The following is a 12,082-nucleotide window of genomic DNA, read 5'->3' as shown; positions in this document are numbered from 1 at the left end:
TATTTAAGCCAAAAAGCTTATAGATATTTTAAAATTCTTTGTTTGTATCAAAATGATATGTGGAGATTTTTTGTGGCTTTTTTGGTTTGGAGAAACAAGAATAATTTTATAAAAGATAAATTTAATGAGAATTTTAATAAAGAATTCGAAATTTATCTACTTGAACTGTTAAAAGCAATGACTGTTAAAATTCTAAATAATAAGACAAATGCAAATGAAATTAAAGATTTAGTTTTTAAAATGAATGCAGAGCTAAATCAAAATATAAATTTTTCTTATAGTAAATTATTGCCAGAGAGATTTTTAAATAATTTTTCTAGTAGTGATAAGAATATCAAGCCAGATGCTAGAAAAGTAAAATATCTTTTATATTTATATGCTCATCTTTATGATGATTTTTCTAGTGATATACAAAGCCATAAATTAGAAGTAGAGCATATTTTACCTAAAACTTGGCAAAATATGAATTTTGATGAGTGGAACGAGACAAGTCACTCACAATATTTAGAACAAATAAGTAATAAAATTTTGCTTAACAAACTAACAAATATTAAATGCGCTAATAACTTTTTTTCTTTAAAACAAGAAAAATATAAAGAGAATCATAACTCACAAGAGGTAAAAGAGCTTGGCAATAGAGAAGATAAAATTTGGTCAAAAGCTGATATAGAATCTAGAAATAAAGCAATAGAACAGGCTTTAAAAAATTTTATAAATGAATAGAATATATTTCATTTTAAATTAAGTAAAATTTGGATAAAATAGCAACTTTTTAATAAATTTAGTTGAAAGGAAAAATTGTGCCAACTATTAATCAATTGGTCAGAAAAGAACGCAAAAAAGTGATCGTAAAGTCTAAATCACCAGCGTTAAAAGAGTGTCCTCAAAGAAGAGGAGTTTGCACCAGAGTTTATACAACAACTCCTAAAAAACCAAACTCAGCTTTGAGAAAAGTTGCCAAAGTAAGGCTAACAAGTGGATTTGAAGTTATCAGCTATATAGGCGGTGAAGGTCACAATCTACAAGAGCACAGCATCGTGCTAGTGCGTGGCGGTAGGGTAAAAGACTTACCAGGTGTTAAATATCATATTGTCCGTGGTGCGCTTGATACAGCGGGCGTGGCTAAAAGAACTGTATCTAGATCTAAATATGGTGCTAAACGCCCAAAAGAAGCTAAAAAGTAATCTTTTAGGACGCAGACTAGCCCTTAGATATGGCTTAGTTTGAGTAAAATTTAAATTTGAAGGAAAGTTATGAGAAGAAGAAAAGCCCCTGTTAGGGAAGTAATGCCTGATCCAATTTATGGCAATAAAGTTATAACTAAATTTATTAATTCACTTATGTATGATGGCAAAAAAAGTGTAGCTACACAGATTATGTATGGCGCTTTAAAAGCTATTGATTCTAAAGGTGGAGAGCTAAAAGGCATAGATGTGTTTAATAGCGCTATCGATAATGTAAAACCTATTATGGAGGTTAAATCTCGCCGTGTAGGTGGTGCTACATATCAAGTGCCAGTAGAAGTCCGCCCAGCTCGCCAACAAGCCCTAGCAATCCGTTGGATTATCAGTTTTGCTCGCAAAAGAAGTGAGAGAACAATGATAGAAAAATTAGCCGCTGAGTTGCTAGATGCATCAAATTCAAAAGGTGCTTCATTTAAGAAAAAAGAAGATACTTATAAAATGGCAGAAGCTAATAAAGCATTTGCTCACTATCGCTGGTAATAAGGAGAGCTTATGTCAAGAAAAACTCCATTAAATATGGTTAGAAATATCGGTATCGCTGCGCATATCGATGCTGGTAAAACTACAACTAGTGAGAGAATTCTATTTTTTACAGGTATGAGCCATAAGATCGGCGAGGTTCATGATGGTGCTGCTACTATGGACTGGATGGAGCAAGAAAAAGAGCGTGGTATTACTATTACCTCTGCTGCGACTACTTGTTTTTGGAAAAACCACCAAATCAACCTTATAGACACTCCAGGACACGTTGATTTTACTATCGAGGTTGAAAGATCTATGCGTGTTTTAGATGGTGCTGTAGCTGTATTTTGTGCTGTTGGTGGGGTTCAACCTCAAAGTGAAACAGTATGGAGACAAGCTAATAAATACCGTGTTCCAAGAATGGTTTATGTAAATAAAATGGATAGAATCGGTGCTAACTTCTATAATGTTGAAGAGCAGATCAAAAACCGCTTAAAAGCAAATCCAGTGCCTATCCAAATTCCAATTGGTGCTGAAGATGAGTTTAAGGGTGTTGTAGATCTAATTACTATGAAAGCACTTGTTTGGGAAGATGATACAAAACCAACTGATTTTGTAGTCAAAGATATTCCAGCTGATCTTGTAGAAAAAGCTGAAGAGTATCGCAATAAAATGATTGAAGCTGTAGCTGAGACTGATGATGCTCTAATGGAAAAATTCTTTGGTGGCGAAGAGTTAACTATTGAAGAGATTAAAAAAGGTATCAAAGCTGGTTGTCTATCTATGAGCATAATTCCTATGGTTTGTGGTACTTCATTTAAAAATAAAGGCGTTCAACCACTTCTAGATGCAGTTGTTGATTACTTACCAGCTCCAGATGAAGTTGAAGCTATTAGAGGTGAGCTTGAAGATGGTACTGAAGTAGTTGTAGATAGCACAGATGATGGCGAATTTGCTGGTCTTGCATTTAAGATTATGACTGACCCATTTGTTGGACAGCTTACATTTGTAAGGGTTTATAGAGGCCAACTTGAGAGCGGTAGTTATGCTTATAACTCAACGAAAGATAAAAAAGAAAGAATCGGCCGTCTATTAAAAATGCATTCAAATAAACGTGAGGAGATTAAAGTTCTTTACGCTGGTGAGATTGGTGCTGTAGTTGGTCTTAAAGATACTTTAACAGGTGATACTTTAGCTAGTGAAAAAGATAAAGTTATCCTTGAGAGAATGGATTTCCCAGAACCAGTTATTAGCGTTGCAGTAGAGCCAAAAACTAAGGCTGATCAAGAAAAAATGGGTATAGCTCTAGGCAAATTAGCTCAAGAAGATCCAAGCTTTAGAGTTAGCACTGATGAAGAAAGCGGCCAAACAATCATCGCTGGTATGGGTGAATTACACCTTGAAATTATTGTTGATAGGATGTTAAGAGAATTTAAGGTTGAAGCTGAAGTTGGTCAACCTCAAGTTGCTTATCGTGAAACTATCAAAAAGACAGTTGAGCAAGAGTATAAATACGCTAAACAATCAGGTGGTCGTGGTCAATATGGTCATGTATTTTTACGCCTTGAGCCACTTGAACCAGGTAGCGGATTTGAATTTGTTAATGATATTAAAGGCGGGGTTGTGCCAAAAGAGTATATCCCAGCTGTTGAAAAAGGCTGTAATGAAGCACTTCAAAGCGGTGTTTTAGCTGGTTATCCAGTAGAAGATGTTAAAGTTACGCTATTTGATGGTAGCTACCATGAAGTTGACTCTTCTGAAATGGCGTTTAAACTTGCTGCTTCTATGGGCTTTAAAGAGGGTGCTAGAAAGGCCGGTGCTGTTATCCTTGAGCCTATGATGAAAGTCGAAGTAGAGACTCCAGAAGAGTATATGGGTGATGTAATTGGTGACTTAAATAGACGCCGTGGTCAAATTAGCTCAATGGATGAAAGAGGTGGTAATAAAATCGTTACTGCATTCTGTCCACTTGCTGAGATGTTTGGCTACTCTACAGATTTAAGAAGTCAAACTCAAGGCCGTGCATCATACTCAATGGAATTTGATCACTATGAAGAAGTTCCTAAAAATGTATCTGATGAAATTATCAAAAAGAGAAATGGTTAATACATTTTGATTTTCTCCGCTTCGGCGGAGTTTGCTCCTCATAGCTCAGCAGGATAGAGCGCAGAATTCCTAATTCTGAGGCCATAGGTTCGAATCCTATTGGGGAGGCCATTTTGTAATTAAATAGGATTAATACTCTTTATTTACTTTTATCCAAGTTTCTTTCTTAGATTTTAAAAAATCATAGCTGTTAGAAACCAAATTTAACCTTTTAAGCTTAATCAGTAAAATTATCCTTTTGTAAAAATTAAATAAATTTTTCTTTTAATTATATTTTATTTATAATACCTAAATTGTAGCATTACAAAATATTCTATTATACGCCAGATAACACAAGATTGCGTCAAATACAATTATTATAGGAATAAAATTTAAGCTGTTCTAGACAATAATAGATTAATTTTATTTAATAAATATTGTTAAATATTTTTAGTTTAAAATCTTATTTATATTAGTATTAAGCTATCTTGTAGTTGTGCATATGTATTAGTAATTCAAAAATTTCATTCTGTAACATAACCACTATTTTTAATAAAACTTTAATGTATATTTCACTATAATTGATAATGCATTTCATTATTAAAGGTTATAAATATGACTCTAGATCTATTAGAAAACGGTGAAGTAGCTAAAATTTCAAATTTTAACGTAACAGAGCAGTTGCTTGAGCGATTTTTTAGTCTAGGACTTTCTAGGGCTAAAATGGTCAAAAAAGTTTATAGTACTTTAGGTGACTCAACAATCTTAATAGAGTGTGATAGGATGTGCTTAATGCTTAGAAGCGATGAAGCTAAAAGTATCGAGGTGGAAAAAATTTAATGAAAAAGATTATTAAAATAGCACTAGTTGGACAGCCTAATGTTGGTAAAACGCTTTTAATTAATGCTATAAGTGGCTCGCATTTAAAAGTTGGTAATTTTGCTGGTGTAACAGTTGAAAAATCGGAAGCTAAATTAAATTATAAAAATTATATTATCAATATAATTGATTTGCCTGGCACTTACTCCATCTATGGTTACTCTCAAGAGGAGAAAGTAACTAGGAATTATATATTGCAAAATGATTATGACCTTATTATAAATGTTGCTGATTCTACTAATCTAGAGCGTAATTTAATCCTTACGACACAGATAATGGAAAAGAATAAAAAGATGATTTTGGTACTAAATATGGGTGATGAAGCTATAAAGGAGGGTATTAATATTAATGTTGATACCTTAGAGGAGCTTTTAGGAGTGCCGTGTGTGCTGGTTTCAGCTAGTACAAAATTAAATTTAGATAAATTGCTTGATTGCATTATTAAAACTTATGAGACTGAGTATAGACAAAATAAGCGTATATTTAGTGATGCGATTGAGAATGAGATACAAAGAATTTATGAGTTTTTAATTGCTAAAAATGATCCAAATATTAAATCGATGAATCAAGATATTAAAGATATTGCTATTGCTTTGCTTAAACAAGATAATGAAATTTATAAAAACCTACATGATAAGCCAATTTTTACTGAGCTTTCACGCATTATTAGCGATAGTCATAAAAATTTATACATACAATATAAAACAGAGTCCGTAAATCAAATTTTTATGCAAGAGTATAGCGATTTTGTAAATGGTGCAATAACTGAGAGTGTTAAATATAATAAGCCTAAAGAAATTAATTATACTAAGATTGTAGATAAGGTGCTAATTAATAAATATATTGGAATTCCTATATTTTTATTTTTTATGTGGTTGTTGTTTTGGCTTACTTTTACGCTTGGGTCTATACCGATGGATTATATAGAGGCTGGGTTTTCTGCGCTTGGTGATGTAATTAAAGAAAATATAGCCAATGAGATGCTCGCTTCACTTCTAGCTGATGGGATTATTGGTGGAGTTGGTGCCGTTATATTATTTTTGCCAAATATTATAATTTTGTTTTTTGGAATAGCACTTTTAGAGACTACTGGATATATGGCTCGTGTGTCATTTTTGCTTGATGGATTCTTTCATAAATTTGGCTTACATGGTAAGAGCTTTATTCCGCTAGTTACTGGTTTTGGTTGTTCGGTGCCGGCTTTTATGGCTACTCGCACACTTAAAAACCAAAAAGATCGCTTACTAACTCTATTTATTATCAATTTTATGAGTTGTGGGGCTAGACTTCCTGTTTATGTGCTATTTGTAGGAGCGTTTGCTCTAGAGTCTCAAGCAGGCAACTGGCTATTTGCTATATATATTTTAGGGGCGATTTTGGGGCTTATTGCTGCTAAGATTCTTAGAATGACGGCATTTAAAGGGCCTGATGAGCCATTTGTTATGGAGATGCCAAAGTATAGAATACCTAATTGGAAGCTAGTTTGGTTTATGGTTTATAATAAAGCTAAAATGTATATTAAAAAGGCTGGCACTTTTATTCTTGCTGCTACTGTGCTTATATGGATAGCTAGCACTTTTCCGTTGCATAAAGATGTAGTAGCAGATTATGAACAAAAGATAGAGCTTGCTACAAGTGATGAACAAAAAGATGAATTATCATTTGAATTAGAAAAATATTTGATAGAAAATAGCTATCTAGGAATGACTGGTAAGATTATAGAGCCAGTTTTTGCTCCGCTTGGATTTGACTGGAGGCTAAGCGTATCGCTTATTAGTGGTCTAGCAGCCAAAGAGGTTGCCATCTCTACAATGGGTGTATTATACTCTTTAGGTTCAGAAGTTGATGAGACAAGTCAAGGTCTAATGAGTAAAATTAAAGAGGCTATACCAGTTGATGTAGCTATAGCGTTTATACTATTTGTTATGATTTATAATCCTTGTTTAGCAGCTACAATTGTCTTTGGCAAAGAGGCTGGCGGATATAAATATATAGCTTATCTATTCATTTTTACTACATTTGTTGCTTATTTGGCTTCGTTTATAGGGTTACATATAGCAAAGCTCTTTTGAGAGTTTTACCCCTTTAAATGGGCTTTTGATTAAATTTAAATCTTAATAATATATTTAGATTTTATTTTTTTGGTTTTGCTAAAATTGTCTAAATTTAGATTTCAAGGTTGTATAATGATAAAATACATAACTACAATAATTCTTGCCATTACTGCTTTAATGGCTAATCCAAAAGGCAATAGTATGGAAAATTTAACAGAGATATATCTAGGTTGTGGGTGCTTTTGGGGGACTCAGGGATATTTTGATCTTATTAATGGAGTGGTATATAGCGAAGTAGGTTATGCTAATGGCATAAGTGACCAAACTAGCTATAATCAGATTGCTCGTACAGATCACGCAGAAGTTGTTAGGCTTAAATTTGATGCTAATAGGGTTGATATTAATGAAATTTTAGAGCATTATTTTCGTATTATTGATCCATTTTCTATCAATAAACAAGGCAATGATATAGGCAGACAGTATCGCACTGGTATATATTATAGTGATGATAAGCTAAAGAGTGTTATAGAGAATTTTATCAGTCGCAAACAGGCTAAATTTACTAAACCAATTGTAGTTGAGATAGAGCCACTTAAGAATTATATAAAAGCAGAAGAATATCACCAAAAATATTTAGATAAAAATCCAAATGGTTATTGCCATATTGATTTAAATTTGGCTAGCAAACCACTATATGATGAAAGCAAATTTAAAATTCCAAGCCTATCTGAATTAAAAGAAAAGTTAAGCGATTTAGCATTTAAAGTAACACAAGAAAAGGCCACTGAGCGACCATATAGTAGTCAGTATGATAAATTTGATGAGCGTGGGATATATGTAGATATTGTAAGTAAAAAACCGCTTTTTAGCTCTAGCGATAAATATGATGCTGGATGTGGGTGGCCTAGCTTTACAAGGCCAATTACAACTGATGCGGCTAGTTATCATAGGGATTTAAGTCATGGAATGGAACGAATAGAGGTCACATCAAGACAGAGCGGCAGCCATTTAGGTCATGTATTTGATGATGGGCCAATTGATAAAGGAGGGCTTAGATATTGTATTAATGGTGCTTCATTAGAGTTTATCCCATATGATCAGATGGATATTAGAGGATATTCTGAATATAAAGTCTATGTAAAATAATTGTTATTTTGAAAGTATGTTTTATTAAATGTCTATCTAGGTTTTAAACTTAGCAAGAGATATAATTATTAATTATTTTTTGCTTGGCGGTAACTGTTAAAGAACCGCTAAGTTTATAAAGTAATCTATAATGAAGTGCTTTTAAAAAATTAATTTAATATTTTATAGCCAATTTTATGCTTTACATATTTGTTTTAGTACTAGTTTGCATCTATGTATTACATAAAATATCTGTCATAAAGGTATAAGTATAGTTAAGCAATTAAAGAAAGTTAAAGAAATTTAGGGTATAATTAGCAATTTTAATCAAATTTAAAAGGTATATAGTGTTTGAACTTATTGGCGAATCGCTAAAATCAGCTGTAAATAAACTTAAATTTGTTGATGATGAAAAGGCATTAAAAAATGCGCTTGAGACGCTGAAAAAGTCGCTGTTAAAGGCTGATGTTTATCACAAGGTGACAAAAGAACTTGTAAGTCTTGTAGAAGCTGATATGAAAAAGGGCACTATAGGCCAAAAGCAGTTTTTAGATAGTATAAAAACTAATTTAACGAATATTTTAACCGCTCCAAATGATGGTAATAAAGGTAGCGGATTTGTGTTTGCTTCAAACCCTCCAACAGTTGTGTTAATGGCCGGCTTACAAGGTGGTGGTAAAACCACAACAACTATAAAATTAGCAAGCTACCTAAAAGCACGTAAAAAACGTGTTTTAGTAGCTGCAGCCGACTTGCAGCGTTTAGCAGCAGTAGAACAGCTTAGACAGCTTTGTAGCGCAAATGAGATCGAGCTTTTTAGTATCGATGGTGAAAATAATCCAGTAAATGTAGCTAAGGAAGCATTAAAAAAAGCAAAAGATGGTCTTTATGATGTACTTTTAGTTGATACTGCTGGTCGCTTGGCAATAGATGAAGCATTAATGAGTGAATTAAAAGAGGTAAAATCTGTATTAAATCCAGATGAAATTTTTTATGTTGCGGATGCGATGAGTGGGCAAGATGGCGTACGCACTGCTACTAGTTTTAATGAGGCTCTTGGTATTACTGGGGTTATTTTAAGTAAATTTGATGCAGATACAAAAGGCGGTGTAGCTATAGGTATAGCACACCAAGTAGGAATTCCGCTGAGATTCGTCGGTGTGGGTGAAAAAGTGGCCGATCTCGAGAGTTTTATCCCTGATAGAATCGTTGGCAGAATTTTAGGCGAGGGCGATTTGGCAACTTTAGCTGAGAAAGCTTCTACAATCATAGATGAAAAAGAGGCCAAAAAGCTCAATAAAAAGATTAAAAAAGGTGAGTTTAATTTTAATGATTTTATAGCTCAGCTTGAGAGTGTTAAAAAACTTGGAAGCATGAAAGGAATCTTAGGAATGATTCCTGGTATGAGTTCTATGGCAAATCAGTTAAAAGATATTGATTTAGATAATTCAGAGCAGATTAAACATATAAAAGCGATGATAAGCTCAATGACTCCAAAAGAAAGAGAGAATCCAAATCTATTAAATAATGCTAGAAAGCGTAGAATTGCTGCTGGTGCTGGACTTGACCAAATGACTGTAAATAGATTTTTAAAGCAGTTTAGTAGTGCTGCAAAGTTGGCTAAAAAATTCTCTAATAAAGATAGTATGAAAGGCTTTGCAAATATGTTGGCAAACGCTAACCGCCCTAAATAATTTAGGGTTTATTTATGGCTATGAATTTAGCTATAACTAAGCCTTATAAAAAATATTTTAGGAGAAAAAGATGGCAACAGTAGTTAGATTAACAAGAATGGGACGTAAAAAAAGACCATTTTATCGTATCGTAGTAACTGATAGTAGAAAAAGACGTGATAGTGGTTGGATTGAAAGTATTGGTTATTACAATCCAATGGTAGAGCCAGAAGTGATTAAATTTGATGCCCAGAGACTTGCATATTGGAAAAGTGTTGGCGCTAAACTAAGCGATAGAGTCGCTCAAATTACAAAATAATGGTTGAAGATTTTTTAAAAGAGTATGCTAAACTTATAAGTGATTCACCTGATATTATCCGCACAGAGCGGATAAATTTAGGTGAGAACTTCGATGAGATTATTATCTATGCTAGTAGGGTCGATACCGGAAAATTAATCGGTAAAGATGGCAAAATGATAAATGCTATCAAAACCGTAGTTATAGGCTATAAAGCCAAAGATCCAACTTCATATAGAATTACGGTAAAAGCTATTGAAGAGTGATTTAGTAGAGGTTTGCATACTTGGTAAAACCGTAGGATTAAAGGGAGCTTTAAAGCTTCATAACCGTAGTGATTTTATAGAGCAGTATAAAAAAGGCGCTAAATTTTATGATAAGTTTGGTAATCTTTTATCCATTAAGAGCTATGAACCTTCTAATTCGCTCGTAATATTTGATGGATTTGAGAGTATTGAAGCAGCAAAAGAGCTTGTAAATCGAGTTTTATACCGTACTGTAGAAGATACTAAAAAGAGTTGTAAGCTTAAAAAAGATGAGTATTTTTATTTTGATATCATAGATTCTATGGTTTATGAGGGCGAGATTTTGCTTGGTAAAATTGACGATATTTTAGAAGTTGGGGCTGGATTTTTATTTGATATTAAGACTAGCACAGAACTTATTAGCAAAGGACTTGCAAAGCAGTTTTATATACCATATCAAGATAATTTTATTATTCAGATTGATATTAACAGCAAAAGAGTAGATGTAAAAAACTCTATGGATATATTGCTTAATTCTTAGCTTATGAAATTTAACTTTATAACCTTATTTCCAAATTTAGTTACGCCATATTTTAGCGATTCTATACTTGGCAGAGCTCAGACAAGTGGACTAATAGAGATCAATTGTATAAACCCACGAGATTTTACTCAAAATAAACATAAAAAAGTTGATGAGTATATGGTTGGTGGTGGGGCTGGGCTTTTGATGAGTGCGCAACCGCTTTGTGATGCGATTGATAGTATAGGGCAGACGCATGTAATTTATCTTACTCCAGCCGGTAAAAAATTTAATCAAAATGACGCTAAGAGACTTGCGAAGCTAGAAAATATTAGTTTTATTTGTGGTAGATACGAGGGTATAGATGAACGTGTTATCGAGATTAGAGTAAATGAGGTTTTTTGCATAGGGGATTTTATTTTAACTGGTGGTGAGCTTGCTGCTATGAGTCTTTGTGATGCTATTAGCCGCAATATTGCCGGGGTTTTAGGTAATGCAAATTCATTAGATATTGAGAGTTTTGAAGATGGAATTTTAGAGGCTCCAAGCTTTACAAAGCCAAATATTTTTAATGGCTCACCTGTGCCTTCAGCTTTTTTAAAGGGTAATCATAGTATAATCAACGCTTTAAAAAATCATATGGCGCTTTGCAAAACTCGGTTTTTTCGCCCTGATTTGTATCAAACTCTTAAATCGCCAAACTTTAAGGAAAAAAGATGAGAAATAAATATATTGAAGCATTTGAAAATGCTCAAATCGCGACTAAGTCTGTGCCTGACTTTCGTGCTGGTGATACTTTGAGAATTGCTATCCACATCAAAGAAGGCGACAAAAGCAGAATTCAAAACTTTGAAGGCGTTTGTATAGCTCGCCGTGGTAGTGGTACTGGTGAGACTTTTATCATTCGCAAAATTGGTGCTAATAGCGTTGGTGTAGAGAGAATTTTCCCTATTTATAGCGATAGCTTAGAGAGTATTACAGTACTACGTAGAGGTCGTGTAAGACGTTCTAAACTATTCTATCTACGTGATAGACGTGGTAAAGCTGCTAGAATTAAAGAGCTTAAAAAATAATTTCTATTGCAATTTCGCCCCTTTTTTTGGGGCTTCTTCTTTATCTCGATTTTTAATCATTATTTTGGACTTACTGTGGAAAAAATTATTTTTAATTTTAATATTTTTGATGGTGTTAAGACTGCTATGCTTTGTGAGAGTGAATTTAGCAAGGAAATTCGCATAACTATGGCTAAAGATGCGGTTATGAAAGAGCATATGGCTCCAAATGCGATTATAGTTCAAGTGCTTCGTGGTCAGATTGAATTTGAAATGAGTGGAAAGATTTTGGTTATGAATGAATTTGATATGATTACATTGCCTGCATTTATACCTCATTCGTTAAAGGCATTAGAAAATTCTATAATAAGACTAAGTTTATCAAAATCAGATAGTCATACAAGAGTTTTTAAGGTAGCAAATAGGAAAAAGTAATTTTTAAATT

At 33.2% G+C, this 12,082-nt stretch carries 14 protein-coding genes and 1 tRNA gene; all 15 read left to right on the top strand.

Features of this window, described 5'->3' with window-relative positions:
• Window positions 1-72 precede the first annotated feature (72 nt).
• The 15 genes from CIGNP103_RS02530 (at window position 73) to CIGNP103_RS02460 (ending at window position 12,072) form a co-directional block, all read left to right on the top strand.
• Window positions 73-723, top strand: coding sequence for a GmrSD restriction endonuclease domain-containing protein (locus tag CIGNP103_RS02530; protein WP_236847406.1), 651 nt, complete (start codon window positions 73-75; stop codon window positions 721-723).
• Window positions 724-800: 77 nt separating this feature from the next.
• Window positions 801-1,184, top strand: a complete 384-nt coding sequence (gene rpsL, locus CIGNP103_RS02525) for a 30S ribosomal protein S12 (protein WP_063998572.1) — start codon at window positions 801-803, stop codon at window positions 1,182-1,184.
• A 69-nt stretch (window positions 1,185-1,253) separates the two neighbouring features.
• Window positions 1,254-1,724 carry a 30S ribosomal protein S7 gene (gene rpsG / locus CIGNP103_RS02520; protein ID WP_086232363.1) on the top strand — a complete coding sequence of 157 codons (471 nt, stop codon included), beginning with the start codon at window positions 1,254-1,256 and terminating at the stop codon, window positions 1,722-1,724.
• Between the two features lie 12 nt (window positions 1,725-1,736).
• Entirely contained in the window at window positions 1,737-3,812 is a 2,076-nt protein-coding gene (gene fusA / locus CIGNP103_RS02515; protein ID WP_086226549.1) for an elongation factor G, read from the top strand.
• A gap of 34 nt (window positions 3,813-3,846) precedes the next feature.
• Window positions 3,847-3,923: transfer RNA gene (locus tag CIGNP103_RS02510), tRNA-Arg, on the top strand.
• A gap of 483 nt (window positions 3,924-4,406) precedes the next feature.
• The gene (locus tag CIGNP103_RS02505; RefSeq protein ID WP_086226548.1) at window positions 4,407-4,631 is read left to right on the top strand and encodes a FeoA family protein; all 225 of its coding nucleotides are present in this window, start codon (window positions 4,407-4,409) and stop codon (window positions 4,629-4,631) included.
• Window positions 4,631-6,742 carry a ferrous iron transport protein B gene (gene feoB / locus CIGNP103_RS02500; RefSeq protein WP_086268527.1) on the top strand — a complete coding sequence of 704 codons (2,112 nt, stop codon included), beginning with the start codon at window positions 4,631-4,633 and terminating at the stop codon, window positions 6,740-6,742. The genes CIGNP103_RS02505 and feoB overlap by 1 nt, the downstream gene beginning before the upstream one ends.
• A gap of 114 nt (window positions 6,743-6,856) precedes the next feature.
• A complete protein-coding gene (gene msrB, locus CIGNP103_RS02495; protein ID WP_086268526.1) occupies window positions 6,857-7,870 on the top strand; it encodes a peptide-methionine (R)-S-oxide reductase MsrB in 1,014 nt (337 codons plus the stop codon).
• Window positions 7,871-8,196: 326 nt separating this feature from the next.
• Window positions 8,197-9,543, top strand: a complete 1,347-nt coding sequence (gene ffh, locus CIGNP103_RS02490) for a signal recognition particle protein (RefSeq protein WP_086268525.1) — start codon at window positions 8,197-8,199, stop codon at window positions 9,541-9,543.
• Between the two features lie 70 nt (window positions 9,544-9,613).
• A complete protein-coding gene (gene rpsP, locus CIGNP103_RS02485; protein ID WP_063998335.1) occupies window positions 9,614-9,841 on the top strand; it encodes a 30S ribosomal protein S16 in 228 nt (75 codons plus the stop codon).
• Window positions 9,841-10,086, top strand: a complete 246-nt coding sequence (locus CIGNP103_RS02480; protein WP_086226545.1) for a KH domain-containing protein — start codon at window positions 9,841-9,843, stop codon at window positions 10,084-10,086. The genes rpsP and CIGNP103_RS02480 overlap by 1 nt, the downstream gene beginning before the upstream one ends.
• Entirely contained in the window at window positions 10,076-10,606 is a 531-nt protein-coding gene (gene rimM, locus CIGNP103_RS02475) for a ribosome maturation factor RimM (RefSeq protein WP_086268524.1), read from the top strand. Before CIGNP103_RS02480 ends, rimM begins: the two co-directional genes overlap by 11 nt.
• Before the next feature lie 3 nt (window positions 10,607-10,609).
• A complete protein-coding gene (trmD, locus tag CIGNP103_RS02470; RefSeq protein WP_086268523.1) occupies window positions 10,610-11,305 on the top strand; it encodes a tRNA (guanosine(37)-N1)-methyltransferase TrmD in 696 nt (231 codons plus the stop codon).
• Window positions 11,302-11,658 (top strand): 50S ribosomal protein L19, encoded by a 357-nt coding sequence (gene rplS, locus CIGNP103_RS02465; protein ID WP_086224039.1) that lies wholly within the window; start codon window positions 11,302-11,304, stop codon window positions 11,656-11,658. Before trmD ends, rplS begins: the two co-directional genes overlap by 4 nt.
• A 126-nt stretch (window positions 11,659-11,784) precedes the next feature.
• Window positions 11,785-12,072: a hypothetical protein gene (locus CIGNP103_RS02460; RefSeq protein ID WP_086268535.1), complete on the top strand. Its 288-nt coding sequence runs from the start codon at window positions 11,785-11,787 to the stop codon at window positions 12,070-12,072.
• Window positions 12,073-12,082 lie beyond the last annotated feature (10 nt).

It is taken from the genome of Campylobacter sp. P0103, from assembly GCF_002139545.1.
Classification (GTDB): domain Bacteria; phylum Campylobacterota; class Campylobacteria; order Campylobacterales; family Campylobacteraceae; genus Campylobacter; species Campylobacter devanensis.
The sequence above is the reverse complement of the archived record's forward strand: the minus strand, read 5'-3'. Positions and strand labels throughout refer to the sequence as shown.